This window comes from Bradyrhizobium sp. BRP22 (genome assembly GCF_020194175.1).
Taxonomy (GTDB): Bacteria; Pseudomonadota; Alphaproteobacteria; order Rhizobiales; family Xanthobacteraceae; genus Bradyrhizobium.
The window spans coordinates 17,242-42,303 of sequence record NZ_JADYVX010000019.1 but is presented as its reverse complement, the minus strand read 5'-3'; the positions used below and the strand labels follow the sequence as shown (position 1 = coordinate 42,303).

The window sequence follows — 25,062 nt, the reverse complement described above, 5'->3', positions numbered from 1 at the left end:
AAGCCAGCTATTTACCCAGCAAGTCAGCGACACACGCTCTTTCCAGCGCTTCGCCCAACGGATGATGCGCAAGTTATGCGAGATGGAGCGATTGTCGATCGTTGACGCAGACATGCTGCGGTGAACACAAACAGACAGAGGAGCAGGCAATGACGAAAGTCGACACCAAGGTGCCCGAGGCAAAATACAAAGTCGAAGCAATAGAAGCTGGCGTTACTCGTGCACTTTCCGAACTTTGCCTGGTGAAGCAGCCCAGGCAGGAGACCGCCATGAGCACAATCCACAGGACCACCGAGTTACGACCGGCAACCGCACAGCTGCAGGTCTACAGTCCTCTCGAAAAATATTGGAATGCATTTCAGGAGTGGCGCAAACGCGAAAAGCTGCGTACCCGGTTGCATCGCCTGACGGACAGCGAGCTTGCGGACATCGGTATCACGCGCGGTGAGATCGACTACGTTGCATCGCACCGAGGTATAGACCCGCGAAGCACCCGATCCGCCAAGTGAACGCCGTTGCCGGCCGGCCCGCAAAAGGCGGTTTTTCACGTAGGGCGATTACGCCTCCAAATCTCCGGTTTGGGTCTTTCGCGTCGTTCTAGCCATCCACCGATCAATTCCGGTCGACTCCGACAGATATCACTTCACATAACCTCAACTTTACGCCCTAGCTCAATGGAGAGAACCCATGCCAGCAGTCTATGGTGCGATGGATAAATGGCATCAACTTGGCGGACCAAATTCTTTCTTGGGCGTGCCGGTAGAAGACGAAACGGTTTTCTCCGAGAATGGTCGCATCAGTGTTTTTCACGGAGGCAGTATCGTTTGGTGGCCCGACGTGGGGGCTTTCGCGATTGGTGAAATGTTTATCCACTACACCGGACTAAATTGCTTCCACGACACCAGCGGCGTCGGCCCCGATGAGCCCCATGCAGTTCTGGGTATTTCGGTCCCCAGTATGCCCGATCGATCGTTCAGAACCGTCATACATGGCGATGTCGACGGCGGCGACACGCGACCAGAAGTGATTGAACTCTGCCGCGGACAGCCAAAGGGCATGGCAATTTCGTACTCACTCATGGAGCATGACAGCGGCAATCCTGAACAATATCGCGACGCCATGCGTGGAGTGGCGTCGGCAGCGACAGGGGCAGTTGCCGAGGCTGTACAACTTGTCCCAGAGATTGGGCCGATCCTCGCACCAGCTGCTGGACCCTTGCTCGCGTTGCTTAATCCAACAATCTCCGACGCTCTCGTTTGCTTGGGCTGGCGATGACTTGACTGGTAAAGGCTCAATCGTGCTTTCGGCCAAAGAGATGGTTCTAATGGCGTCGAGGCCAAATCAGGTCGAGAAGAATGTCGGGTTTAAGATTCCTTCGCCGCTTTTGCTCGGTGACGGCGGTAGCTACAAAATTTACTTTGGGATGTAATGCGCCCTAGCGAGCGCTGATCGCGACGTGCTGCAGTTCCGGGCGTCCGCAGAATGACATCTCTCTGCTGGCGCCTGTTGACCCAGTCTGCTGCCGCGGTAGCAGCTTCATCCGCATCGCTCGAAGCGACTGGGATGTCCGCTCCCTATTCGATCTTAGCCATCGGGCGAGCCTTGGAGATGCCCGCAACGGGTCACGAACGGTAGTGCGCTGGTTGCGCAGAAGATTGCCGCTTGGCCGTCAGAAGCGGACATCTACGACCTTATGAGTACACGCCCTAGTCCGGGTTACCGGTCCCGGTCTTGTCGCCGGTTCGAGACCAATGGCACGGTGCAGCGGGCGGCCCCGATCATCAAGGCGCTGGTCGGCATGAGCGATGCCGAGGCCCGCGAGCACATCAAGGCGAAGGGCTGGAAGGCCAGCGTCATGCGAACAGCGCCGCGCCTTTGTCGGTGAATCGCACGAAGGTGCCGCTCTCGTGATAGTCCAAACAGCCGCGCTCGATCGCGAGCTGGAGACCGGCCCAATATTCCGCCGGGCTGCCCTCGGCTTCAAACAGGAACGGGCCGTTGATCCTCTCAATGTGAATCCGGCCGTCCTGTTTCGGCTCGCACGGGTTGGCGTATTCGAGGATTTTCTGTATCGCCGCTTCCGGCTTGGCATAGGGGCGTTCTTCAACGAACTTCGTCATGCGGCGATCCGGTCATCCTTGTCAGGTCCGCGAGCGACAATCTTGAGCGCATCATCAGGCAGCGGGCGTTGCAACGCCTTCGCCTCATCCCACGGCGCGCGCATCCAGACGTCGCGCTCCTCGGCGGTCGTCAGGATTACCGGCATGGCCTTGGGATGGATCGGCTCGACCACGGCATTCGGCGCGGTCGTCAGAAAGCCGTAGACCTGATGTGGTCCGGGCACCGGCTTAGACTTCGTGCCGCGATCACCGTTGAACGTCGTCCAGATGCCCGCGAAGGCGAACAGCGGTCGATCATTGCTGAGCGCGAACCAGACCACATCCTTCTTTTTGGACTCGGGGTTCGGCTCCGGCGCGTACTCGGCGAAGCTGTTTGCCGGGACGAGGCACCGGTTCTCTGGCTTCAGCCAGCCTCGCCAGTGCGGCGATGTCGTGTTGCGGATGTTTGTGACCGGCGGGCCGCCTGTGCGCGGTGGCGGCGGCATGCCCCAGCGCATCAGCGTCATCTCGGTGCCGGTGTCGGTGTTGCGGATCACCGGCGCTGGATAGTCCGGAAACACGCCCGGCATCGGCGCGAGGTTGCCGACATAGCGGTTGATCACCCGAAACAGGTTGATGATCGCGGCTTGGTTGGTCGTGATGCTGTAGAGATTGCACATTTGCCGATCAATCTTGGTTCTAGGGCGGGCTTTTGGCTGCGGCTTCAAATGCCTTTCGCAGTAGGTGCTTCATCAAGACCTTCGCTTCCTCCTCAGTCGTTGGGCGCAAGGGCGGCTGCTTTTTCCGGCGGGCGTGTCTCCACCAGTCCGCGGTCTCCTTCAGCAACTCGACATCAGAAGCCGGAGCCCAGCCACGCTTGATGAAAGCGTGCTTGCCGCCAAACCTTACCATCAGGCATTCGAGCGCCTTGTAGATGTCGAACCAGAAGGTTTGGTGGATGCTGGTTCGGAACAGCCGGATAGGCGCGGCCGAAGTACATCAGCGCATCTTCCAGAAATTCATCGTTATCTGCGATCGCGGACCAGTTTTGCGCTTCGCTTGGTCTGGGAGGCGGCGGTGGGGTTGGCTTACCGTCAGGCCCCCTCGTCGTCAGGACCGGTGCGCCAGTTCTCAGCCCCCGCAACTGTACGAGCGCGTCCATGAAAACTGTTCGGTGAACCTTGCCATCCGGTGCAAGTTCGGCGACACCAGAAAACTGGAGCGGCTGACAGTCTCGGATCACAGACATCGTGCCGTTTAGTCGCTCAATGTGAGCGACGACGCGGTCGCGCACCTCAATTGCCGATGTCAGGCCCTCAAGAGAGGCTGATCGCAGCACATGGTCGGGGTCATGTACCTCGATCCAAGGGTCGAACGGTGGCTTGAGCATTTCGCGCCAGTCTTGCAGGTCATCATCATGGCCACGCAGGATAGCCCCCCACCGCTTCGACATTGCCCGTTCACCTTCTACCTTTCGCCCGGCCATCAGTTCGATGGCGGATCGCTCGCCGTGATCTTGTTCGGCGGCAGCGCGACCAGATGGATGCCACGCGCGGTCGCGATGTCCTGATCAGTTGCACTTTCATCTTTCGTTTGGGTAGCAGCTCCACAGCGTATGGTACCTGTTCTCTTGGCTTGCGAAGCGGCGCTCTTTTTCGTCCTCATCCTCTAATAGAAGATCGGGTACTGACTTGCGTTCGAACTTGTCGATCAACGATGCGAACGCAGCTGCTTGCCGGTATGACAGCTGGTCGATGCTTCTGCGATACGTCTCAGACGGCGCGGTGAGGAGGCGGAAGCCATAGTCGGCAAGCCACGCGAGCGTATCCAGCTCCTCTTTCGGAAGCGATAGCGTTACCTCGTCGGTTGCTTGGTTCTCGCCCTTCGACACGGCTGGGGGCCGCTTGGCATACCGTTGGAGCCCGTCCTCCATCGCCATGCGCAGCTGGATTGCAAGCTGATGCTGGCCTGCGACCGAGATACCCGCGAGAGTTCCTAATTCGCGCGCCGCCTTTATGCGCATCTCGCATGCTTCCCTCTTGTTCTCGACAATCTCAGAGTAGTAGTCATCCGGCCCGGAAATGAAGTCAGGCGGCTTTGGGAAATTGTCACGAGCCAGCACATCCTCGATGTGACCGCTCATGGATGCGCGGTTGGTCAGCCAGAACAACAGCCAGCTCCACGCGCTCCGCTTGATCCAAAGCGCCAGATACACGGCTTGCAACGCAATCAGCGTTCCGAAGAATACCTCCGCGCCGCCATCCATGAGTCGCATCGCAGCCCATGCGATGAGCAGGTCAGGAATGACCGAGAGAGCTACATTCTTCCAATAGCTCCGCTCGACCTTGCTCTTGATTACAGTCACCGGCCCGTCCCCTTTATGCCCACCCTAAGATTGCACACAACGACCGGCTGTTACAGCAGCTATCCACATCCACCAGCGACCCGCCGCACGGCCCCGGTCCCCTGGGGCTGCGCCAAACGAGGGTACAGATTGCACATGTTATCGGATGATCCCGCCCTTGGCCTGGATGGCATAGATGTGTGCGCGATGGGGCAAGCTTTCCTCCGGGTCGTGGCTGTCGAACACGACGCCGCAAGGACAGCGCATCATCGAGCTGGGGATTTCGGAGGGCAGCTTCTCGCCGCGCTCATGGAGCCTTCGGATTTCGGCGCGGCTCGCCACGGCATCGCGCCACTCGTCGAACGCGGCCTCGGTCAGCGTCGGCAGCATCTGCCGCCACGCCGCCTCGAAAGCGGCCCGCGCCTGTTCGAAGCTTGCCTCTATCCCGCGCCGTTGCTGTCCCGGCTCCAGCCGGGATAGAAGCCACAATTCCAGCCCCACTGCGGCGCGCGGCTGGGCACACCGGCCCGCACGCCGATCGTGCCGACGCGGACGTCGCCGTAGTAGATGTGCCAAGTTTCGTGGGTGGACGTCCTTCTGACGCCGGCGAGTCAGTTCCATTGCCGCATGATCCCGCAGCGCGGCGGCAGGGTCAACGAAGGGGAAAGCAAATGGGTCAACCGGACGATGGCAGAGCCCTGACCCGGGACACCATCGCGGCTTCGGCTACCTTGGCTCGATGTTGCCGATAAAGAAAGCCAGCAGGTATCCGTAAGCAATGGCAATACAAATGGTCTTTAAGCAGAAAGATATCCAGATCGGAAGTTCCCAACTGTCGCTGTGGTCAATTTCGACATCCTCTCCGACTTTTTCCTTCTCCTTCCTTCGATAAAAGCTCCGCCAAAGAATTGAGCCGAAGGCATATTGGAGAAGATCGAATACCAAGCCCCCGACTACCAACGCGCCCGGCGCAAACAGCTCGCGAGGAATGGAGAGCCCCCCGGGATTGTCTTTCTTAAAGAGCCAGATCAGACCAATGCCCGCAAACGCCAATTGCCTGCAGATATCGCTGAGCTTTCCGGAAAAAGTGTAGAAGGTCTCTCGATACCCCTGGAGCTTCACGGTGCTACTTCTTTTTGTTCGCGACCTTCCGCGACTTCTACCAGGACGATCATCGCTTCACGTGCGTGCGTGCGTGCCGGCCGACTACTTATGCCTTGGTCCTGTCCCGCCTCTGGTTTTTTTTGCTTTCTTAGCTGTCTTCTTGACCGCAGATTTCGCCTTCTTCGCCTTCTTTGCCTTCTTCGCCACGAAATACCCCCGAATCTTTGATGCCCGCTGTAGTTGCTTTCATAGCATTCAACACGAAATTCAGCAAATCCCACTGCCGGGGCCCTAGCGCGGGTGGCTTGCGAGACCCACAGGTACAGTGCTGGCCATGGCATCATTCGATCAGAAACGTGTTGAGGATGCCGCCTAGGTTGCGGCGGTTGCTGGAGCATGTGGCGCGCGGCCGGTCGAAGCCGGCAGCAACAGGCGGGATTAAGTTGGATTGCACATGGCTGAAGGACCGAGCCAGCATAGTACCGACCTGATCGACCGCGCGGCTTTCCTGCGTGGCCGGTACCTCACGAGCTACGCACAATGCGAGTTTCTGCTGGCTGACTTGTCCTTCAGGGTCGACAATCGGTTTCGCTATGCGCTGGAAAGCGGGTCAATGCGGCCAAAGCCATGGCGGAAGGGGCCGGCCCGCTGAACGCCTATGCAGACGAGTTCTTACCGCTGATCGAGAACATCGGGTTCTGGAGCGAGCGACGACATTGGCTGGCGCACGGCTTTCTGATCGTCCGCAAGGATGAGGCTGGCCAACATTTATTTCAGTTCCGGCGCTACGAGCAGCGCGAGGTAGGCGCGGTTCTCCTTCAATGGTGGGCTACGATCGACGATCTGCAGGGTTCCGTCGACGCGATCAACCGCTACTGCCAACCGTTCGTTGCTGCCCATCGAAATAATCCTCCATAGTCGCCGCGTTCTCCTAGACTACTATAGGTAGACCACGAAAAATAGATTCCTGCCGAGTGCTCGCAAGCAATCAGGTCAGGTTGTTCCTCTGCGGGTCGGGCCAGGCAGGCCCGCACGCCGAACCGTCGATCAGTCTGACGCTCGGCTAGCGTGCCCGATTTGGGTCAAAGGCTGCCTTGGCGAGCTTGCATGGCCCTGTCCGGGTTACCTCCAGGAAGCAGACCTCGCGACGCTCTGAGCTGGGGTCAGCCACGGGCCAATTACAGACCTTGGCCGCGAGCCGATGCGCGGATATCCTCCAAGTTGCAATCCGCTAATAGTCCGATTTCCTTGAACAATAGGAATTTGTCATGAGGAATAGTGGAATCACTCGCCGTCGCATGCTTCGTAGTGCTGCAGCTGGCGGTCTTGCGGCAGCAGCGGCGCCCGGCGTAATCGGTGCCGCCCGCGCCCAATCAACGCGAAAGACCTTCGTTTTGATCAGTGGGACTTTTTGCGGCGGCTGGATCTGGCGCCGGGTCGCTGACCGGCTCGAACAGGCCGGCCACAAAGTATTCGCTCCGTCATTGACAGGTCTAGCAGAGCGCTCGCATTTGCTGAGCAAGGACATCAACCTCGACACTCACATTGCCGACGTCGTCAATCTGATCCAATGGGAGAGCCTCGATAGTGTCTGCCTCGTGGCGTGGTCGTATGCAGGCTTCATAGGCGCAGGCGCACTCGAAAGTATTGGCAATCGCGTCTCATCGATCGTGTGGCTCGATGCCTTCCTGCCGACCGACGGACAGAAGCTGCCGGACCTCTCAGCCGAGCCAATGCGCAACGCCGTACAGACGGCAGTTGAAAGGGGCACGGCGGGCTTTGGTCCGCCGCCGAAGTGGGGGGTGGTTGCTGTTGCTGAACGTGATCAGCCTTTCGTACTGTCCAGGGCCACAGCGCATCCGGTCGGTACCTATCTTCAGCCCGTCAAACTTTCCGGGGCGCTCGAGAAGGTGGCGAAGAAAACCTACATCCGCCTGCCGAAATTTCCGCAGCCGGTTTTCGACAAGGCCCTTGCGGACTGCAAAGGCAACAAGTCTTGGGTCACATTTGAACTGTCGGACGTGGGGCACATGGCCATGCTCGATGCACCGGAGCGCGTGAGCGAGTTGATCCTGCAAGCCGCTTGAGATCGACCTATAGCGTGAGGTGCAGACATTACATCGAAGTGCACGCCTGTCATGGGGGCGGACGCTGGTCCGCTTTGGGTCAAGAGCGCCGATTGGAAGGTCGACCAATCACTTCCGATCTACCCCGATAGGCAGACGATTTCCGATTCCGCGCGGACTTCGCGTTCGGCCAAAAACCGAACTCGAGCGCTACGATATCGGCGCCGCTCGGAAAGACGTTGTGTTCGCGACAGGCGGACTGCCAATGGGCAAGGGTCCAAATGACGACGGCACCTCGCGCGCCCACATTACGAACGCACCACAATCGTGCAACCGCGGTTACCGCCGTAACGCGAATTCCTGAGTCGGACAATGTTGCGTAACACGCGCCCTCAAGCATGGCCTTGCTGGCGCGCCTGAGCGCCTTCTCCTGGTCAATTGAGGCCATCATGACGAATGGATCCAAACTTCGCGTCGCTTTGACTGGGGACAGCATCGTCGAGCGGCGGCTGCTGACGCGTGACGATGCGACAATGCGGCCGCTTTTCGAGCTGATCCGAGACGCCGATATCGCTTTTACAAATCTCGAGGTCCTTCCGAATGATTTCGTCGGAGATCCTGTCCTCGAAAGCGGAGGATCGCATTTTGGCGCACCCGCCTGGGTGTTGGATGAGCTGACCGATGCCGGCTTCGATCTCTTCGCCATGGCAACCAACCACTGCCTCGATTACGGCGTCTCCGGCCTGCTTTCGGCGATCGAGGCCATGGAAAATCGCCGTCTCAGCTACGCCGGCGTGGGGCGCAATCTCGAAGAAGCGCGACGTCCCGTTTATCACACGCATCCGAACGGAACAGTGGCCCTGATCTCTTGCTCGGCAACCTTCGCGAACGGACAGGAGGCGAGCGCACAGCGCCCCGACATGCCAGGCCGACCGGGTCTCAATCCCCTGCGTCACACCACGGTATACGAGGTCACGCCGAACCAACTTGCTTCGATCGTCGAAATTTCCGAGCAGCTCGGCCTGGAACGCATGCGCCAGAAGATCATCCAGCTCGGATTCGGTTTTCCGCCGGAAGACCCCAACGTGGTCGAATTCGAGAAGATGCGCTTTCGCGCAGCGGAACGGCCGGCAACCCGCACGAACGTCAGTTCCGCCGATGTCGAAGCGATTGCGCGTTGGGTCCGCGAGGCCCGCGACCTCAGCGATCTGGTGATGGTGAGTTTCCATTCCCATGAGTATGGCAAGGACGAGGAACATCCCGCCGAATTCCTCCTTGCTTTCGCGCATCGTATGATTGACGAGGGCGCGCATCTCGTGGTCGGGCACGGTCCGCACCTGCTGCGCGGCATGGAGATCTATGAAGGGTGTCCGATCTTCTACAGCCTTGGCAACTTCGTGGGCCAGAATGAACTGGTGCAACGCTTGCCCGCTGATGCCTACGAGCGGTTCCGCGTCGATCCGACGCTGACGCCTGGCATGGTCTTCAAGCAACGCACCGATTCCGATCGCAAGAGCTTTCCGGCTGACCGCCGCTTCTGGGAAACGGTCGTGCCGGTCTGCAGCTTCAGCGACGGACGATTGTCCAGCATCGATATTTATCCCGTTTCGCTCGGTCTTGGTGAAAAGAGACATCTCCGAGGTCGTCCTCGGCTTGCAGCGGGAGAAGAGACCGAGCGCATCCTCAGCCGGTTCGCCAGCCTGTCCGAACCATTCGCTACCCGTCTCAATATTAGTGCGAACGTCGCCACCGTCGCTGTCTGATCAATCGGACAAATAGCCATGAAAGACCTGGACCACGCGCATGGCGCAGATCTTCGCCTCGATGCTTCGCCCAATGCTCGCCGCCTAACGAATCTCCCGCTGCGGACAATTGCTGCTGTCGTCCTGGGAAATGCTCTCGAATTCTACGACTTCACCATCTACACCGCCTTTGCGCCCATCCTCGGCCGCACATTCTTCCCGGCGCAAGATCCCATGACTAGCCTTATCCTGTCAGTCTCGACCTTTGGGATTGGCTTCTTCGTCCGTCCTCTCGGCGCCGTGTTGCTCGGAGCGTATAGTGATCGCTACGGCAGGAAGTCAGCCATGACGGTGACGATCGGGCTGATGGCGTTTGCCAGCGGGATGATCGGCCTGCTTCCAAGCTATGCGCAGATAGGAATAGCGGCGCCGATCCTTTTGGCCGTTGGGCGTCTCATTCAAGGCTTCTCGGTTGGTGGTGAGCTCGCTCCCTCGACCGTCTTCCTGATGGAAACAGCGCCGGTCGGACGGGAGTGCTTCTTCGGTAGCTTCCAATTTGCCGGTCAAGGTTTGGCAGGCATCATGTCCGGCGTAGTCGGCCTCTTGCTCGCTATGCTCCTGCCCAAAACCGCGGTCGAGCAAGGGGGATGGAGAGTAGCCTTCCTGATCGGTATCCTGATTGCGCCGTTCGGCATTTACATCCGCCGGCGATTGCGTGAGACGTTGTCGCCCGATCGGCCCCACGTCAGCATGTCCAGCATTTTGTCGACCGTCCTGCGTCGCGAATGGCAGCTCACCACGCTGGGCGTCCTGGTGATATCAGGCGTTACCGTCACTCAGTACTTCTTTCTCTATGCGGCTGCTTACGCGACCGCCATGCTGCACTACTCACAACAAGTTGCAGTGACGATAAATTTTGCCGTGGGTGTGGTCGGAATGGTGTTCATATTGATGGGTGGTGTGCTGACCGACAAGCTTGGAGTGACGCGTCTTGCGTTCGCGCTTCGCCTCGCTTTGGCGCTGTTGGTGTATCCGGCGCTGAGCATCGCCTCGCCCGGCGGTTCGCCAACGGTTCTCTTGGCGGTTATCGTCGGCTTGACGGCGTTGCACGCAGTCGGAGGCGCCGCACCGGTTTTTCTCGTCCTCAATGCGTTCCCAGCAGCGGTTCGCAGCACCGGGTTTTCCATCTCGATGGCTCTTGCGACAACTTTGTTCGGAGGCACAGCCCAGATCGTGTTCACTTGGATCATCGCCTCAACAGGCGACAGGCTCTCTTTCGTCTACTACATCGTCGGCATGAACCTTGTGACGGTCGCCGCCAGCCTATTGACGCTCAGGCACTTAAATAGCCGTCGCTCCCCTGCTTCGGTGCTCCCGGCGGAGGCCGAAAGCGGTTGATGCTGCGTAGTGAGTGCGATCCCCAGAGGTCGAATACACATTACCGAAAGCGTCAGCCTCGCAGTTCCGCTGTGGCTCAATCTCGACGATATGGCCCCGGTTTAAGTTAGGCCCGGTCTACACATGACAGCCGACATATCCTCGGTCGTGGGATGCGACAGCGGTGGCCACAAGCTGACGTATTGCGCCCGTCTGATCGACCATCTGGCGGGCTTCGCTCCGTCGCGTGTGCTCTATCGATGGAAACATTATGTCGATTTCACGGGACGACTTTGATCCGCGCGGGGCGACGCCGTGATCAGACGCCCTCGTAAACTAGTCTCGTGAAGAAACCGGGATCGATAGGAAAATTGCCCCGCTTTGCATCAAACGCTGCGGTTGGCTTGGCCGCCACGATCTCGTCTCGCGATCTTCCCTGCTGCTTGAGTTTTGCGACGCTTTCTCTGATGGCGACGAGCATGTCGCGGAACTCCTTCAACTCGGCCTTATTGCTGACGGGGTGACCATGTCCTGGAATGATGATTGTCGTGTTTGTCGTCGCCGCCAGGTTGGCGTCTGAGGCTGCGATCATACCGTCGATGCTGCCCCCGGTCGAATAGTCGATGAAAGGATAGATGCCGTTCCAATAGGTATCGCCGGTATGTAGGATGTCGGCCTCGCCAAAGATGACGGAGATGTCGCTATCGGTGTGCGCCGGCGTGTAACGTTTCAGCCCGATGGTGGCGCCGTTGAGCTTTAGGCTATGTTCAGCCGCAAACACCTCGCTGGGCACGCCGCCCGGGGACAAGGGAAGGAAATTGTAGTCCCAGTCCTCAACACGCTGGACTTCGGACAGATACTTGCGCGTATTCTCTTGAGCGATAATCTTTGCCCCCGCGGCATGCAGCCATTCGTTGCTCGAGGTATGATCGAAGTGCCAGTGCGTATTGACCAAGTGCGTGATGGGATCGGCGCCGAGATCCGCCAGAGCTTTGGTGATTTGGGGACGCGACGCACCGATGCCGCCATCGATGAGCACTTTGCCATCGGTCCCGGTCAGAACGGCGATGTTGCCGCCGGAGCCCTCAAGAACGCTGATATTATCTCGTAGCTTGTGGGTTGTGATCTGCGTTACCGCAGCGCTATCCTTGAACAAGCTGACGAGGCCTCGCGCCTCTGCAAATGCTTCGCGGGGCGTAAGCCATCCGGCCGTTGCCGTGTAAGCGCCAGCGCCGACGCAACAGAGGCAAAAGTTTCGTCGCGATACTGATCTTTCCCCTGAAATTGACATGCGGCTGCTCCCTCCTGCTGTTGGGATGCCCGCCAGCGTACTCTCGGAAGGGCTCCCGGTCTTTCCTTTTTGCACTTCCGCTACGGGTCAACAGCGCCATTTGGCTGGTCGGTCGGTCACTTCCGCTCTTCCCCGATAGAGCGGACCATTTCGAAGCCGAGCCGAACTTCGCTCTTGGGCCAGAAGCGGTCATTCGATCGCCTCGTCCCTACTGCGCACCGGGCTATTCGGGCAACCCCGCTTTCCGAAGACCCTCAATAAACAGCTTTGAGTTTTTGGGGACCCGGGCGATAAGCGCCGAAATTGTAAAGGCGGGATCGATCTCAAGCACACGCGCCGCCGCGTCGTGCGCCTCAGCGTCACGTCCGAGATGGGCGAAGGCGGACGCGAGGCAGCGGTAAGTTCCCGAATTGGAGGGGTTCTGACGAAGGGCTTTCTTCAATACGACGATGGCCTCGTCAAAGCGGCGAAGCTCAATAAGGGCCTGCCCAATGCCAGTAAGCGTCCCGTATAGCCGCGGGTCTACCGGGCTCATGCGAATGGCGCGTTCAAAGCTCCGGATCGCTTCCTCCGGCAGCCCCGCATAGGTATATACCCAGCCTCTGCCGTTCCATGTGCTCCATGAATTTGGGTTGAGCGCGACCGCCCGGTCAGCCATTTCGATCTCGGCTTCACTGTCGCCGACGATGAACGCCGAGATTACGGAAGCCCTTGCTAACGTTTCCGGATCACTATCATCGATGCTCAATGCCAAACGAACAAGCCGAACTGCTTCATTGCGGTCGAACTGAGGATCGTTGGCATAGCCCAAAACGACGTTCTGCATATGACAGAGACCTCCCAGAGCCGCGACAGCGCCGAACCGAGGGTCTAGCTCCAAGGCGCGATGAGCCAGCCTTATCGCCTCGGCAAGCCCTTCCCGGGTCATTAGGTAATAGTGCGGCATAGCACGGAAATAAAGATCATACGCGGTGAGGTTCTCTGGCCGCCGCCGCGTCGCCATTGCAATTTCTGTTTGAAACAATTTTGGCTCAATGGCCGAGACAACGGCGATGGTTACTTCGTCCTGAAGAGCAAAAACGTCGGTCAGGTCACGCTCAAACCTGTCCGCCCAGATGTGCGCGCCTGTAACCGCATCGATCAACTGCCCCGTGATGCGGATTTTCCCCGACGCCTTCCGCACAGACCCCTCGAGGACATAGCGCACGCCGAGCCTTCGCCCGACTTCCTTTATATCGACCGCTCGGCCCTTGAAGGTGAAGCTCGAATTGCGCGCGATCACGAACAGCGACTTGAAGCGCGACAGCGCGGTGGTGATGTCTTCGACGATACCGTCGGCAAAGTATTCCTGCTCGGGATCGCCTGACATGTTCCGGAACGGCAGAACTGCGATGGAAGGCTTGTCGGGCAGCGCGAAGGGCTGCGCAGTCTCGGTCGGCGTTTTTGTCGCCGGCGAAGAGCTTGGGCCGATGCGCACGCGCCAAGCCCGCATCGGTTCGGCGATATTCTTGAGAGTTTGAGCGCCCATATCCTCTAAGGTGCTCTCAACCTTGCCACGAACCTGCCGGTGAGCATCGTCGGAAATGCAAATCCCGCCCGGCTCAGCGATCCCTTCTAGACGCACCGCAATATTGACCCCGTCACCAAAGATATCGCTCTCTTCGATAATAATATCACCGACGTGAATGCCGATGCGGAGTTCGATCCGCTTGTCCTGCGGCACGTCGATATTTTGTTCGGCCATGCCGCGTTGAATTTCGTCGGCACATCGCACGGCGTCGACCACGCTAGCGAACTCGGCAATAGCGCCGTCCCCGGTATTCTTGACGACACGTCCGTGATGCTCAGCGATTTTGGGATCGAAAAGCGTCCTTCTAAGCGCTTTCAGTCGCGCCAGCGTGCCTTCTTCGTCGATCCCTATCAGGCGGCAAGAGCCCGCGACATCCGCCGCCAGAATAGCTGCCAGTCGCCGCTCTACGTGCTCGCTGCTCAAGATGGCCCCCGTACGCGGGGAAATCGAAGGGTTATATAGCACGATCGTGGGCCGATGTCCGGCTATGCCCAAGTCCGAAATGGGTCACGAGCGGTAATGCTCTGACTGATTATAAGATTTCCGCTTGGGCCATCGGAAGCGGACATCTACGGTTTTTAACACGTCTTAGTAGGGATGAAGCGTGGCGAACATCTTCGACGTGCCGACGGCATGGCGCGATCAGCTCATGCCGGCGTCGTTCAACGACGCGCGCTTTCATTGCGAGGTCAATTCGCGCGAGAGCGGTCGGCGCATCGTCGAGCATGAATTTCCCAAGAAAGAGCTGCCCTATGCCGAGGACATGGGCCGCAGTGCGCGCGAATTCACCGTGCGCGGCTATTGCATCGTCTATCCCTACGACAGCGAGATCGTTCTGTTTCGGCGCGACTACCGGCTGGCGCGCAACCTGCTGATCGCCGCGCTCGAAAAAGAAGGCCCCGGCGTGCTGCAGCTGCCAACGCAGCCGCCGCAGATGGTGGTGTGCTCGCGCTACCGGCTGACCGAGGAAGAGCGCATGGGCGGCTTCTGCATGTTCGACATGACGTTCCTCGAATATGGCATCGATCCGCAGCGCTGGGCTCCCTCGATCGACACCGCTGGCGCGCTGGCCGAAGCGAGCAAGGCCATGCGTGGCCAGGCCATGCGGGTGTTGACCGCCGAGTCGCTCGCTGCAGCGGGAGTCGAGGCATGAACCGGTCTGCCGCCCATGAGGCCGCCGCGCTGGTCGACCGCCTGCTCGAAAACCTGATCGCCACCGTGCCGCCGAAGGGCCGCGCCGGATCGCAGGCTCGCACCGCCATCGGCGACACCCGCGCCAACGCGATGAAGCTTCTGGTCGCCGACGAGATCGGGCCGTCGCTGGATCTCTGCTTCGATCTGGCCCGGTTGGCGGGCGCGACGCTGCAGCAGATCGAGAGCGTGCGCGCGCGGCTCGATCAGGAAAAGACGGTCTCGCTCGGCGCCACGCTGGTCAAGAACGCCTGCGTCCGGTTCTGCCTCGCGACCGAGGGCGCGATCATCGCAGGCATGTCGTTCGTCAGCCGACAGGACGTCGTCGCCATCAAGGACGCGATGCAGCAGCCGTTCGCCGAGGCCGGGGAAATCGCGGCCGACGACATGGACTCGATGACCTATCAGGCGCTGGTCCGGCTGCACGCGGCGATCACCAATCACCTGATCGAGACCGCGCGGCCGCTGCCCAGGATGCTCCAATACTGGTTCGCCGACGCGCTGCCCACGCTGGTCATCGCATACAAGCTTTATGACGACGCTGGCCGCGCCGACGAACTGCGCGAGGAAAACAAGATCGTCCATCCCGCCTTCTGCCCGGTCAGTGGACAGGCGCTGTCGGCGTAGCAATGGCCCGCAAGCCCCAAGAGATAGCGGTCCTCACGGTCAATAATCGCACGTTCGAGGACTGGGAATCGGTCTGGGTGCAGAAACGCTGGGGCGATGCCTTCCACTGGTTTCGATTCACTGCAGCAGAGCGCGACACCGAGGTGACGACGGCTCGCGGCAGGGTGCCGCTGTGGACGCGGCTGCAGTTCAAGCCCGACGATCACTGCACGGTCGAGCTGGCGGGACAGCTGGCCATTACCGGATTTATCGAAACGCGGCAGGTCGCCTACGACGCCACCAGCCATGGCGTGATGCTGATCGGCAAGAGCGAAACCGCCCAGGCGTCCAAGTCCAGCGTGGACCACAAGACCGGCAATTTCGACAAGAAGAACATCGTCCAGGTCGCGCAGGAAGTGATCGCGCCCTACGGCGTCGGCATGCAGGTGATCGGCAGCATCGACACCACGCCGTTCGACAAGCTGCAGAGCGAAAAGGGCGAGCTGGTCTGGGATTTTCTCGAGCGGATCGCACGGCCGCGCGGCGTGGTGATGAGTTCAGACGCGTTCGGCAACTTCGTGCTGATCGGCGAACACAACTTCCCCGTCGTCACCGAGCTGATCGAAGGCATCAACATCAAATCATGCCAGTGCGAGATCACGCACAAGACGGTCTGGCAGGAACTGCGTGTCGATGCCCAGCATGCTGCAAGCGACGACAATTCCTGCACCGCAGCGAGCGAGCTGAAGGGGGTCGCGAGCGGCACGCCAACGCCGCTGCGAACGATGCGGCTGACGCCCGCCGAACAGCCGGTCAAGACACAGGCCGAGGTCCAGAACCGGGCGCGCTACGAGGCGATCTGGAGCAACGGCACGATCCTGACGACAACGATCGTTGTCCAAGGCTGGCTGCGGGATGGTGTCAGCCTCTGGGAGCCCGGGGACAAGGTTCACGTCTATTCGCCAATGGCAATGCTGAATACGGCGTTGGTGATCGAATGCGCGACGTTCTCTCAGGACAGCCGCAGCGGCACGCTGACGACGCTGGATCTGGTGGCACCCTGGAAATTCCGCGACAGCGGCGGCTGGGACTTAAGCAATCCGGTTCAACCCGGGGGCGAAGCAATCTGACAGGAGGAGCGATATGCACCGCGCAACCCCGCTCAATTCGTCGTTCCGCGCCTACAGCTCGGGCGGCGCGCGCAGCGTGGTCGACAAGGTGGACGACACCAAGCTGATGCAGGAGATGGGCGGAAACTTCATGGCCAACGAGACGCGCCAGGAGATCGAGGCGGCGCAGAACTACGGCTTCACCAGCGTGGTATTCGATGCCGAGAAGGACGAGAACGGTAAGGTGCTCGCCAGCGCCGAATGCTTCATGTCCTTCATCGGCGGCAATCGGTCATTCCCGGCTGCGGGGCCGATGGACGACCGGCGGCACCGCATGTTCAAGCTGGCGAAGGGCGACACCGCGATGTTTCGCGGGCGCGGCGACAAGCAGCAATTCCACATGACCGAGGACGGCGGCTACTGGTCCGCGCCGCAGAACAAGACCGTGCGGATGCAGCTCGTGCCCGAGGACTCGGAGAGCAATGACAGCGTGCAGAAAGGCGGCGGCTCTGGCGGTCGTGCGCAGACGCGGGCGGGCTCCGGCGGCTCCGGCGGAAGCGGCCAGCAGCAGCAGAAGCGCGGACAGGAGGCGCTCTACAAGAAGGGCAAGGACAGCCATCGCTTCATCGACGTCACCAAGGACAAGACCCGCATGTCCGGCGACCAGGTTCATTCGATGCTCGATGACGGCAAGACCTATGTGCACGTCAATTCCGACAAGAAGGTCTACGTCGGCGGCGAGGCAGGCAAGAACAGTTTCAGCATGCTGGTGACGCTGGACGGCCCCTGCTCGAACAGTCTCGGCCGGATCGGGTGATCGATGCCGGGCCGCGTCAACGTCCCCGACATCCGGCTCGTACAGAACAACCAGTTTCCGAAATACTCCGTCACGGTTGACTGGGCGCTGTTGCCGGATGGCACGCTCGATGACACCCAGGCGCTGGCGACCGCCGTCATTGTTGCGCTCGGCACCAACGCGCTCGCCTCGACCGACGATATTTTGCCGGACCCGGATTCCACCGACCGCTGCGGATGGTGGGGCGACCTCGATGCCGAACTGCTCTGGAACGGCTGGCCGATCGGCTCGAAGCTTTGGCTGCTACGGCGAAGCAAGATCGACTCCGCTGGGTCGCGGCGCGGCTCAACCATGGTGATGGTCGAGAACTACATCCGCCAGGCCATTCAGCCGTTCGTCGACCGCAAAATCTGCACGGGGTTTGACGTCTGGGCCACCCGCGTCTCCGAGCAGCGCATCGACGCGCTGGTGCGGATCTATCGCGGCCCCGCTCGCGAGATCGAGCTGCGCTACGCCGTGCTCTGGGACGCAATGGTGGAATAGATGCCGTGGTCAACGCCAACCCTGCGTGAGGTTAGAGGCCTCGTGCGGGACAGCATTCGCGCGTCCCTGCCGGGGGCCGACGCCAACGTGCCGAACAGTGTGTTGCGCGTGCTGTCCGACAACCAGGGGGCGCTCTGTCACCTGACGCTGCAATACATCGACTGGCTGGCGCTGCAGCTGTTGCCCGACACCGCTGAGACCGAATGGCTCGATCGCCATGGCCAGATCTGGCTTGTCAATGCCGACGGCTCGACCGGACGCAAGATGGCGACGCTGGCCCACGGCAAGGCGAGCTTTACCGCCACCATCAACGGCAGCGTGATTCCGGCTGGCACCCAGCTGCAGAGCGGCGTCAACATGCCGCCGGAGTCCGAGTCGCGGAACAACGTGGTCGCGTTCGAGGCGCTCGCCGACATCACGACCTCCAGCTCGGGGTCGGTCGAAGGCGACATCCGCGCGCTCGACCCCGGGTCATTCGGCAACCTTCCGCCCGGCAGCTCGCTGTCGATGGTGACGCCGATCCCGGGCGTCAATCAGATCGCCACCGTGGTGGCGTTGACCGGCGGCACCGACACCGAGACCGACGAGCAGCTGCGCGCCCGAATCCTGCGCCGCATCCAGCAGCCGCCGATGGGCGGTGCCGCCTACGACTACGAGGCATGGGCGCTCGCCGTCCCCGGGGTCACGCGGGCATGGGCCTCGCCAAACGAGATGGGCCTCGGCACCGTGACCGTGCGCTTCCTGATGGATGACCTGCGCGCCGACGACGATGGCTGGCCGCAGGAGGAAGACATCATCGCGGTCGCCGACTACCTCGACCAGAAACGGCCGGTCGCGGTCAAGGATTGCTACGTCGTCGCGCCCATCAAGCAGTTCTTGGACATCATGATTGCCGATCTGGTGCCCGACACTGAGGAAGTGCGCGCCGAGATCGAACAGAGCCTGCGCGACATGCTGCTGGTCGAGGCCGCACCGGGACAAAGGATCTTCGCCGCCTGGGTCAACTACGCGATCATGAGCGCGCCGAGCGTGGTGTCGTTCAAGCTGGTCACCGACGATGACTACGTGATGCCGTCGCCGGGTCACATGGCCGTGCTCAGCACCATCGACTATCAGGAGAGCGACGCGTGAGCGACCGGCACGTTCGCCGCTCCGGCGACGAGTATCGCGACGCGTTCCTGACCATGTTGCCGCAGGGCCAGGCGTGGCCGAAGCACGCGCCCGACAGCGTGCTGTGGCAGGCCTGCGACGGGCTCTGCAACTACTGGGGTTATGTGGACGGCCGCGCCGCCGATCTGCTGGAGCGCGAGAGCGATCCGCGCCAGACGCTGGAATTGCTGCCGGACTGGGAACGCAACTGGGGCCTGCCGGACCCTTGCTACACCTCGCCCCAGACCATTGCCGCGCGCCAGATCGCGCTGGTGGCGCGCATGACGATGCTGGGCTCCCAGTCGCGGCAGTTCTACATCGATTTCGCGACCAAGCTCGGCTACTCGATCACCATCAGCGAATTCCGGACCTTCATGGTCGGGCTCGATCGCTGCGGCGACAATCGGGTGTACGGTGACGGCACGAACCCGATGTTCTCGGACACGTTCGTGCGCGGCCATCTGCCGGTCTACAACCCGAACGGCGAACGCATTGCGCAAGGCGAATTGTCGGAATGGCCGAACTACGGCCTCGGCCCGCCTGAGAACCGTTTCTATTGGACGGTGCACGTTCACACCATCAGCCTGCAGTGGTTTCGCTGCACGTCGGGCCAGTGCGGCGTCGATCCGCATCTGCGCATCGGCCGCGCCGAGGACCTCGAATGCATCCTCGCGCGCTGGAAGCCCGGGCACACCGAAATCATCTTCGACTATTCCGGCCTGACGCCCAGCGATCCGATGGCGGGCACGCCGTAGGACAGCCGAATGACGTCTCACCCTAAGCCGGCCTAACGCCGGGTTTTTTGTTGCGAGCACGCGCGATGAAATACAATCAGCCCTACGGCATGCCGGAAGAGGACGTTCTTTATAGCGTTCCCTTCGTCAACGGCGACCCATCGATTGCCCGCGCAGGATCGATCCCGCCCGCCGAGTCCATCGAGTACGACCAGCGCGAAATCATCGCCGTGATCCAGTGGGCTTACGATCACGGTTACCGCGACTATGCCGCTCAGCTGTGCCAGGCGCCCACGAATGCCGACCTGACGCAGCTGCTCAAGGCCATCTTCGGCATCATGAACTCGCGCATGCTGCAAGCGCCGCGCGAGTATTGGGTTAATGGGGTAACCGGCGATGACGCCAACGATGGCTCGTCGTCGACCAAAGCATTTAAGACTTTGCAGAAGGCGCAGAACACCCTTGTTCGGTTCAATCTGAATGGCTTTAACGTCACGGTCAATGTTGCGCCAGCGACCTATGCTCCGCTCGTGTGCGGCTCGATCGGTGGTTCTGGCAGCGTCATATGGGAGGGCGACCCCGCGACCCCCTCCAATTGCACTGTCGCATCTCCGCAGGGTCCAGCCATCGCGGTCGTTGGTGTGGGTGACTATCACTTCAATGGATTCAAATTGCAGTCCGCCAGTAATGGACCGGGGATTGTTGGTGACGGCATTGAAACATGGGGACCATCTACGGTCACGCTATGGTCGGTTGATTTTGGCTTCTGTTTCGATAACCACATGTACGCGTATAACGGCAGCCTGCTCGGTGTCATGGGACCGATCAGGATTAGCGGCAATGCTCCGCGCTGCCATGCGGAAGGCGCGAGCGGCGGACGCGTCATCCATCACAGCCTGAATAAGCCGAACCTCACCATCGCCGTGCCGTGCTCGATGATTGCTTGGGCTCTATTCGGTACGACTTCGCAGGGATGGTTCTTTTATAATTCGATCACGGGTTTCGCCAACGTCACCGGCAAGAAATACGATGCCTCGATGAATTCCATCATCGTGACCGGTGGCGCTGGCGGCAACTATCTGCCCGGCACTGTTGCCGGCACCACTTCAAGCGGAGGACAATACGTATGATCGCAGTCACCGCTGAATATGATCCATACGATTGGTATTGGCTGGCTGACGACGGAAGGTTGTTCTCCAGCAAGACCTCGACGATGATCCAGCCGGATGATCCCGACTATCTGGCCTGGCTTGAGAGCCACGTTGCGACGCCGTGGCCGCGCGACGACGATGGCGAACAGACGCTCGCCGAACTGCAGCGCGTGCTCGTGCCGTTCCTGATCTGGGTCGATCTGAAGGCGTATGCGTTCGAAGTGCGCGCGCAGAAGGAAGTCGGCAGCATGCAGGTCAACGGCATCGCGGGCTTGACGGAAATCCGCACTGATCCCGCGACCCAAACGTTGCTCGACCGCTATCATTCGGTGGCCGCCACGAACAAGGAGTTCACCGTCAAGTGGGTCAACCCCGACCGCAGCACGGTTACGCTGGACGCGACCGCGATCGACAGTCTGTATAACCAGCTGGCGACCTTCATTGCCTCGACTTATGACATGTACGACCAGGCAGTCAGCGGCGTCGACGATGGCAGCATCACCGACACAGGCCAGATCGATGCCATCTTTGGCGTGACGCTCGAGCGAAGTCGGAAAGTGGATATCGGCTGGAAGACGTGAGCCATGGCCATCGTCAACATCAAAACGGTCAATGATGCCGATTTCTATCGGAGGTTCGTCTACAAGACGATCGATCTTGTCCCGATCGATCTGACCGGCGCGCGCCTGCGCATGATGCTGCGCAAGAACGCCGCCGACGTCACCGTGTGGCTGCATCTGTCGAATGGCGACGAGGGAGGAATCGCGATCGTAGATCCCGCTGCTGGCAACTTCACAGTGCTAATCACCCAAGAGCAATTGGAGCGGCTGCCGGTCGATGAGTACGATCATTCGCTAATCATGACGGATGCGGCTGGCACGCAGCAGACCTCGGTGTGGCGCGGCACATTGACCAATCAAGCGGGGCCATCGCGATGACCGACATGGATATCATTTCCGAGCCGTCGCTTTCCGTGGTGGTTGTGAACGACGACGCCACCGTCACGGTGCTGACCGAGCCGCTGCCCGACATCGAGATCATGAATGACAGCGATGTGGATGTGATCCAGGTCGCCGAGCAAGGCCCGCCCGGTCAGCCGGGGCCGCCAGGACCGCAGGGACCGAAGGGTGAGACCGGGGATCAGGGGCCGCAAGGCGCGCCGGGTGTTGCGGGGCCTCAAGGCAATGTGGGGTCGCAAGGCCCGAAGGGCGATACCGGCGCACAGGGACCGCAGGGCATTCAGGGACCGCAAGGCGAAGTCGGCCCGCAAGGTCCTCCGGGTCCTGTCCCCGAGGCACCGACCGACGGCGCGATGTATGGTCGGAAATCGTCAGCGTGGTCGAGGGCCGTCGCTGCCGCTGGCGATACCATGACAGGCACGCTAGCCATCAACGGCGGCCAACTTGTTCTTGAGCACAGCTCCAATCAGATTGTCGGCAAGAAGGCTGGGAAGACACGGTGGACTGTCAACCCGGGTGGCAGTCAAACTGAAACCGGCGGCAATGCTGGCAGCGAGTTCAGCATCGAACGCTTCGATGATGCTGGCACGCTGCTTGGTGCGCCGTTCACCGTTTATCGGTCCAGCGGCAATGCTCGTTTTTCGAATCAAATTTGGGTGGGGAATGTCGCAGTGCCGACTGTGCCGAATAATACGAGCGTTTGGGCAGCGGCTCGCGTCAATGGCACATCGTTCGATATCAATGGCTACGTCGACTTAACCGGTGCTCCGCAGTGGCGGACCATGAACGCCGGTTATATGTTCACGATGTCATTTGATCCCGCTGGCGGCACTATCTCGCTCAATCGCAGCACTGCTTCAGCCGCTGCCGGTGCGGCGGTAACTACTACTATCGCAGCGAGCTTCGAGCTATCGAACAACCGATTTAGTGGAAACGTATGGGCAAGCACCTCCGCTGCCATTGGCGGTGCTTTGATCAGTCAGAACCCGTCGCGAGCTTGCGGTTTCGTGATGGGGTCTGACAACAGCCTATATGGTAGCGTCTTTAGCGCTGCTGGTGGCGCAGTACAATCGATATGCTATTGGCGGCCAAGCGACAACGGTTACATCAATCTCGGTCCAGCCTACAAACCGGGTGGTGGACCTTGGACCGATAGCTCCGACTCGCGCATCAAGAACGTGTTCGGGACCTACGATCGCGGGCTCGATGCGGTCATCCAATTGAATCCGGTGTATTTCACCTTCAAGGGCAACGACACCGAGCGCGACCCGAGCGTGGCGGTGTTCGAGGAATTTCCCGAAGAGCCGTCGCTGCCCCCCTACCGCAACAGCCCGCATTACCAACCGGCTGTTGCCGGGACAAAGTTCGCTGGATTGATCGCGCAGGAAGTCGAGACCGTGCTGCCTGAGATGGTGAAGCAGCGCGCCGCCTACATCGATGGGCAACCGGTGACCGATTTGCGCGAACTTGACACCGCGCCGCTGATCTTCGCACTGATCAACGCCATCAAAGAATTGAAAGCTGAAGTGGACGCGCTCAAAGGCGGCGGAAGGTTGGCAGCCTAATGGGGGCGCTTGAGGAAGGCGGCAAGGTCGCCAGCGGCACGGTCGAAGCCCTGAAGTCCCAGCCACTGGCGCTCGCGCTGGTTATCGTCAACGTGCTGTTTCTGCTCGGCGGCGGTTACGTCGCGCACAACTTCATGCACGCGCTGGGCGAAGCGACGCTGCGCAAAGATGCATTGCTCGCCGATCTCGCCAAGCGCTGCATCGTACCGTCGCCAACATCAAAGGAGAACTGAGAGGCAAAAACCGCGCCGCCCGCCACCGCCGACAACCGGCGGCACCTCCGGAAGGATTCAATAGCCATTTCCAGCGCCAACGCAGGTGATGACATGAGCGACATCCCGGTCTGCATCGACATCTCACACCATCAGGGTTATCTGGACTTCGACGAGGCCAAGCGGGCCGGTGTGCTCGGCGTGATCCACAAGGCCACCGAGGGCACCACCTTCATCGATTCGGCGCGCGCAGAGAACTGCGCGAACGCGCTAGCCGCCGGGCTCTCGATCGCAACCTACTTCTGGCTCAAACCCGGCGAAGGCCGCGCGCAGGCCGAATTCTATCTGTCGGTCGTCGACCCGGTGCCGGGCGAGCGCGTGGTCATCGACTATGAGGAGGCTGGCTGCTCGCTCGACACCTTGCGCGACGCCGTCCAGGCGCTGCTCGATTACGACCGTGATCTCAAGGTCACGATCTATTCGGGCCATCTGCTGAAGGAGCAGCTCGGCAATGGATGCGACGACTTCCTGGCCGAGTACACCGATCTGTGGCTGGCGCACTACACCAGCAGCGAGGACGACATCAGCTGGCCGAGCGGCACCTATGAGGAATGGGCGCTCTGGCAGTATTCGGAGACCGGGGAAATTCCCGGCATCGCTGACAGCTATGTCGACCTCGACCGCTTCAACGGCAGCGAGGCCGAATTCCTCGCGTGGATCAATCCGGCGGGGCAGCCGAAACCGCCGCCCAGGCCGGAGCCTGACGAGGCCGAGGTCAATGTGGCGATCACCGCGCCTGAGAACGTGGCCGTCAAGGTGACGGTGAACGGCGAGCTGCCAAGGCGCCGCTTCCGCCTGCGCCGGCAAGTGCGGCGCGGACCGGACATCCTGCGATGACCGACATCAGGCAAGAAGTTGTCGATGGCATCCTGATGGGTGCGCGCGAGGCTGCGGCCAACCTGTTCAAGGTCGCAAACGGCGGCGAGCACGGCTGCGTTGACCGCGCCCGCCTTGGCCTCGTCCACGTCAAGGATACCGCAGCGATGATGCTGGCGCTGGTCGAAGAAGTGTTCGGGGACAAAACGTCCTAGCCTTGCGGCTTGCGCTTGATCCCTTCCTCGGTCGCTGTTTTCGAGACATAGGCCGTGGAGACCATGCATCGCTTGGCGATGACGGCGACCGGGAGCTTGGCCCTGTAGAGGCGGATCACGCGACGGCGGGTTTTGACGTCGAAATGCCTCGGGCGCTTCGGCAGGCCCGCAATGCGCGCGTATCTCAGGATCGTCGAGCGGGTGCAGCCGTGGCGCTGCTCGATGGTGTTGACCGGGTGACCGGCCTCATAGGCCACGGCGATCTCGATGAAGCGTTTGAGCCGGTTGGCGCGCTCGGCCGGAAAGTCAAGCGTGGCGGTGATCTTGGTGATCAGGTCTCGCAAATGCCTGGGTCCGCGATTG

Annotated in this window: 30 protein-coding genes; 20 read left to right on the top strand and 10 right to left on the bottom strand. The window is 60.5% G+C overall.

Going from position 1 to position 25,062, the window contains the following annotated elements:
* Positions 1-149 precede the first annotated feature (149 nt).
* The gene (locus tag I6F35_RS22625) at positions 150-509 is read left to right on the top strand and encodes a DUF1127 domain-containing protein (protein WP_225119876.1); all 360 of its coding nucleotides are present in this window, start codon (positions 150-152) and stop codon (positions 507-509) included.
* Positions 510-687: 178 nt separating this feature from the next.
* Positions 688-1,275: a hypothetical protein gene (locus I6F35_RS22620; protein ID WP_225119875.1), complete on the top strand. Its 588-nt coding sequence runs from the start codon at positions 688-690 to the stop codon at positions 1,273-1,275.
* Between the two features lie 578 nt (positions 1,276-1,853).
* Here I6F35_RS22620 and I6F35_RS22615 read toward each other — a convergent pair.
* The 7 genes from I6F35_RS22615 to I6F35_RS40240 form a co-directional block, all read right to left on the bottom strand.
* Positions 1,854-2,120: a hypothetical protein gene (locus I6F35_RS22615; RefSeq protein WP_225119874.1), complete on the bottom strand. Its 267-nt coding sequence runs from the start codon at positions 2,118-2,120 to the stop codon at positions 1,854-1,856.
* Positions 2,117-2,779, bottom strand: coding sequence for an SOS response-associated peptidase (locus tag I6F35_RS22610; RefSeq protein WP_225119873.1), 663 nt, complete (start codon positions 2,777-2,779; stop codon positions 2,117-2,119). Before I6F35_RS22610 ends, I6F35_RS22615 begins: the two co-directional genes overlap by 4 nt.
* A 173-nt stretch (positions 2,780-2,952) precedes the next feature.
* Positions 2,953-3,552 carry a hypothetical protein gene (locus I6F35_RS22605; RefSeq protein ID WP_225119872.1) on the bottom strand — a complete coding sequence of 200 codons (600 nt, stop codon included), beginning with the start codon at positions 3,550-3,552 and terminating at the stop codon, positions 2,953-2,955.
* Positions 3,553-3,681: 129 nt separating this feature from the next.
* Positions 3,682-4,464 (bottom strand): hypothetical protein, encoded by a 783-nt coding sequence (locus I6F35_RS22600; protein WP_225119871.1) that lies wholly within the window; start codon positions 4,462-4,464, stop codon positions 3,682-3,684.
* Between the two features lie 138 nt (positions 4,465-4,602).
* A complete protein-coding gene (locus I6F35_RS22595) occupies positions 4,603-4,944 on the bottom strand; it encodes a hypothetical protein (RefSeq protein WP_225119870.1) in 342 nt (113 codons plus the stop codon).
* 225 nt (positions 4,945-5,169) lie between these two features.
* Positions 5,170-5,565: a hypothetical protein gene (locus tag I6F35_RS22590; protein ID WP_225119869.1), complete on the bottom strand. Its 396-nt coding sequence runs from the start codon at positions 5,563-5,565 to the stop codon at positions 5,170-5,172.
* 130 nt (positions 5,566-5,695) lie between these two features.
* Positions 5,696-5,821, bottom strand: a complete 126-nt coding sequence (locus I6F35_RS40240; protein WP_275945486.1) for a hypothetical protein — start codon at positions 5,819-5,821, stop codon at positions 5,696-5,698.
* 353 nt (positions 5,822-6,174) lie between these two features.
* Between I6F35_RS40240 and I6F35_RS22585 the strand changes: the two genes are divergently transcribed.
* The 4 genes from I6F35_RS22585 (at position 6,175) to I6F35_RS22570 (ending at position 10,753) form a co-directional block, all read left to right on the top strand.
* Positions 6,175-6,465, top strand: coding sequence for a hypothetical protein (locus I6F35_RS22585; protein WP_225119868.1), 291 nt, complete (start codon positions 6,175-6,177; stop codon positions 6,463-6,465).
* Positions 6,466-6,815: 350 nt separating this feature from the next.
* Positions 6,816-7,634, top strand: a complete 819-nt coding sequence (locus I6F35_RS22580) for an alpha/beta fold hydrolase (protein WP_225119867.1) — start codon at positions 6,816-6,818, stop codon at positions 7,632-7,634.
* A 377-nt stretch (positions 7,635-8,011) separates the two neighbouring features.
* Positions 8,012-9,376, top strand: a complete 1,365-nt coding sequence (locus I6F35_RS22575; RefSeq protein WP_275945485.1) for a CapA family protein — start codon at positions 8,012-8,014, stop codon at positions 9,374-9,376.
* An 18-nt stretch (positions 9,377-9,394) separates the two neighbouring features.
* Positions 9,395-10,753, top strand: a complete 1,359-nt coding sequence (locus tag I6F35_RS22570) for an MFS transporter (RefSeq protein ID WP_225119866.1) — start codon at positions 9,395-9,397, stop codon at positions 10,751-10,753.
* Between the two features lie 298 nt (positions 10,754-11,051).
* Here the strand turns inward: I6F35_RS22570 and I6F35_RS22565 are convergent, their stop codons facing one another.
* Positions 11,052-12,023 carry an MBL fold metallo-hydrolase gene (locus tag I6F35_RS22565; protein WP_225119865.1) on the bottom strand — a complete coding sequence of 324 codons (972 nt, stop codon included), beginning with the start codon at positions 12,021-12,023 and terminating at the stop codon, positions 11,052-11,054.
* A gap of 223 nt (positions 12,024-12,246) precedes the next feature.
* Positions 12,247-14,016: an adenylate/guanylate cyclase domain-containing protein gene (locus I6F35_RS22560; RefSeq protein WP_225119864.1), complete on the bottom strand. Its 1,770-nt coding sequence runs from the start codon at positions 14,014-14,016 to the stop codon at positions 12,247-12,249.
* Between the two features lie 181 nt (positions 14,017-14,197).
* On the opposite strand from I6F35_RS22560, the gene I6F35_RS22555 reads away from it, so the two are divergent.
* From I6F35_RS22555 to I6F35_RS22485, 14 genes are all read left to right on the top strand, one after another.
* The gene (locus I6F35_RS22555) at positions 14,198-14,746 is read left to right on the top strand and encodes a DNA circularization N-terminal domain-containing protein (protein ID WP_225119863.1); all 549 of its coding nucleotides are present in this window, start codon (positions 14,198-14,200) and stop codon (positions 14,744-14,746) included.
* Positions 14,743-15,411 carry a hypothetical protein gene (locus I6F35_RS22550; RefSeq protein ID WP_225119862.1) on the top strand — a complete coding sequence of 223 codons (669 nt, stop codon included), beginning with the start codon at positions 14,743-14,745 and terminating at the stop codon, positions 15,409-15,411. Before I6F35_RS22555 ends, I6F35_RS22550 begins: the two co-directional genes overlap by 4 nt.
* Before the next feature lie 2 nt (positions 15,412-15,413).
* The gene (locus I6F35_RS22545; protein ID WP_225119861.1) at positions 15,414-16,520 is read left to right on the top strand and encodes a phage baseplate assembly protein; all 1,107 of its coding nucleotides are present in this window, start codon (positions 15,414-15,416) and stop codon (positions 16,518-16,520) included.
* Between the two features lie 13 nt (positions 16,521-16,533).
* A complete protein-coding gene (locus I6F35_RS22540) occupies positions 16,534-17,316 on the top strand; it encodes a phage baseplate assembly protein (RefSeq protein ID WP_225119860.1) in 783 nt (260 codons plus the stop codon).
* 3 nt (positions 17,317-17,319) lie between these two features.
* The gene (locus tag I6F35_RS22535; RefSeq protein ID WP_225119859.1) at positions 17,320-17,838 is read left to right on the top strand and encodes a phage GP46 family protein; all 519 of its coding nucleotides are present in this window, start codon (positions 17,320-17,322) and stop codon (positions 17,836-17,838) included.
* Between the two features lie 42 nt (positions 17,839-17,880).
* A complete protein-coding gene (locus tag I6F35_RS22530) occupies positions 17,881-18,969 on the top strand; it encodes a baseplate J/gp47 family protein (RefSeq protein WP_225119858.1) in 1,089 nt (362 codons plus the stop codon).
* Entirely contained in the window at positions 18,966-19,742 is a 777-nt protein-coding gene (locus tag I6F35_RS22525) for a putative phage tail protein (RefSeq protein WP_225119857.1), read from the top strand. Before I6F35_RS22530 ends, I6F35_RS22525 begins: the two co-directional genes overlap by 4 nt.
* A 65-nt stretch (positions 19,743-19,807) precedes the next feature.
* Positions 19,808-20,851: a hypothetical protein gene (locus I6F35_RS22520; RefSeq protein ID WP_225119856.1), complete on the top strand. Its 1,044-nt coding sequence runs from the start codon at positions 19,808-19,810 to the stop codon at positions 20,849-20,851.
* Positions 20,848-21,453, top strand: coding sequence for a hypothetical protein (locus I6F35_RS22515; RefSeq protein WP_225119855.1), 606 nt, complete (start codon positions 20,848-20,850; stop codon positions 21,451-21,453). The genes I6F35_RS22520 and I6F35_RS22515 overlap by 4 nt, the downstream gene beginning before the upstream one ends.
* Before the next feature lie 3 nt (positions 21,454-21,456).
* Positions 21,457-21,810: a hypothetical protein gene (locus tag I6F35_RS22510; RefSeq protein WP_225119854.1), complete on the top strand. Its 354-nt coding sequence runs from the start codon at positions 21,457-21,459 to the stop codon at positions 21,808-21,810.
* Positions 21,807-23,396 (top strand): tail fiber domain-containing protein, encoded by a 1,590-nt coding sequence (locus tag I6F35_RS40235; RefSeq protein ID WP_275945484.1) that lies wholly within the window; start codon positions 21,807-21,809, stop codon positions 23,394-23,396. The genes I6F35_RS22510 and I6F35_RS40235 overlap by 4 nt, the downstream gene beginning before the upstream one ends.
* Positions 23,396-23,629 (top strand): hypothetical protein, encoded by a 234-nt coding sequence (locus I6F35_RS22495; protein WP_225119853.1) that lies wholly within the window; start codon positions 23,396-23,398, stop codon positions 23,627-23,629. The genes I6F35_RS40235 and I6F35_RS22495 overlap by 1 nt, the downstream gene beginning before the upstream one ends.
* 93 nt (positions 23,630-23,722) lie before the next feature.
* Positions 23,723-24,505 carry a glycoside hydrolase family 25 protein gene (locus I6F35_RS22490; RefSeq protein ID WP_225119852.1) on the top strand — a complete coding sequence of 261 codons (783 nt, stop codon included), beginning with the start codon at positions 23,723-23,725 and terminating at the stop codon, positions 24,503-24,505.
* The gene (locus I6F35_RS22485) at positions 24,502-24,699 is read left to right on the top strand and encodes a hypothetical protein (protein WP_225119851.1); all 198 of its coding nucleotides are present in this window, start codon (positions 24,502-24,504) and stop codon (positions 24,697-24,699) included. Before I6F35_RS22490 ends, I6F35_RS22485 begins: the two co-directional genes overlap by 4 nt.
* Here I6F35_RS22485 and I6F35_RS22480 read toward each other — a convergent pair.
* On the bottom strand, positions 24,696-25,043 hold the full coding sequence (locus tag I6F35_RS22480) for a hypothetical protein (protein WP_225119850.1): 348 nt from the start codon (positions 25,041-25,043) through the stop codon (positions 24,696-24,698). The two genes, I6F35_RS22485 and I6F35_RS22480, sit on opposite strands and share 4 nt — an antisense overlap.
* Positions 25,044-25,062: the final 19 nt, after the last annotated feature.

Coding starts and splice junctions, on each gene's coding strand:
- I6F35_RS22550 (WP_225119862.1), top strand. CDS start 14,743: ATGAACCGGTCTGCCGCCCATGAGGCCGCCGCGCTGGTCGACCGCCTG.
- I6F35_RS22605 (WP_225119872.1), bottom strand. CDS start 3,552: ATGTCGAAGCGGTGGGGGGCTATCCTGCGTGGCCATGATGATGACCTG.
- I6F35_RS22485 (WP_225119851.1), top strand. CDS start 24,502: ATGACCGACATCAGGCAAGAAGTTGTCGATGGCATCCTGATGGGTGCG.
- I6F35_RS40235 (WP_275945484.1), top strand. CDS start 21,807: ATGACCGACATGGATATCATTTCCGAGCCGTCGCTTTCCGTGGTGGTT.
- I6F35_RS22490 (WP_225119852.1), top strand. CDS start 23,723: ATGAGCGACATCCCGGTCTGCATCGACATCTCACACCATCAGGGTTAT.
- I6F35_RS22620 (WP_225119875.1), top strand. CDS start 688: ATGCCAGCAGTCTATGGTGCGATGGATAAATGGCATCAACTTGGCGGA.
- I6F35_RS22565 (WP_225119865.1), bottom strand. CDS start 12,023: ATGTCAATTTCAGGGGAAAGATCAGTATCGCGACGAAACTTTTGCCTC.
- I6F35_RS22615 (WP_225119874.1), bottom strand. CDS start 2,120: ATGACGAAGTTCGTTGAAGAACGCCCCTATGCCAAGCCGGAAGCGGCG.
- I6F35_RS22575 (WP_275945485.1), top strand. CDS start 8,012: ATGGCCTTGCTGGCGCGCCTGAGCGCCTTCTCCTGGTCAATTGAGGCC.
- I6F35_RS22585 (WP_225119868.1), top strand. CDS start 6,175: ATGGCGGAAGGGGCCGGCCCGCTGAACGCCTATGCAGACGAGTTCTTA.
- I6F35_RS22515 (WP_225119855.1), top strand. CDS start 20,848: ATGATCGCAGTCACCGCTGAATATGATCCATACGATTGGTATTGGCTG.
- I6F35_RS22510 (WP_225119854.1), top strand. CDS start 21,457: ATGGCCATCGTCAACATCAAAACGGTCAATGATGCCGATTTCTATCGG.
- I6F35_RS22520 (WP_225119856.1), top strand. CDS start 19,808: ATGAAATACAATCAGCCCTACGGCATGCCGGAAGAGGACGTTCTTTAT.
- I6F35_RS22610 (WP_225119873.1), bottom strand. CDS start 2,779: ATGTGCAATCTCTACAGCATCACGACCAACCAAGCCGCGATCATCAAC.
- I6F35_RS22625 (WP_225119876.1), top strand. CDS start 150: ATGACGAAAGTCGACACCAAGGTGCCCGAGGCAAAATACAAAGTCGAA.
- I6F35_RS22545 (WP_225119861.1), top strand. CDS start 15,414: ATGGCCCGCAAGCCCCAAGAGATAGCGGTCCTCACGGTCAATAATCGC.
- I6F35_RS22495 (WP_225119853.1), top strand. CDS start 23,396: ATGGGGGCGCTTGAGGAAGGCGGCAAGGTCGCCAGCGGCACGGTCGAA.
- I6F35_RS22540 (WP_225119860.1), top strand. CDS start 16,534: ATGCACCGCGCAACCCCGCTCAATTCGTCGTTCCGCGCCTACAGCTCG.
- I6F35_RS22535 (WP_225119859.1), top strand. CDS start 17,320: ATGCCGGGCCGCGTCAACGTCCCCGACATCCGGCTCGTACAGAACAAC.
- I6F35_RS22570 (WP_225119866.1), top strand. CDS start 9,395: ATGAAAGACCTGGACCACGCGCATGGCGCAGATCTTCGCCTCGATGCT.
- I6F35_RS22580 (WP_225119867.1), top strand. CDS start 6,816: ATGAGGAATAGTGGAATCACTCGCCGTCGCATGCTTCGTAGTGCTGCA.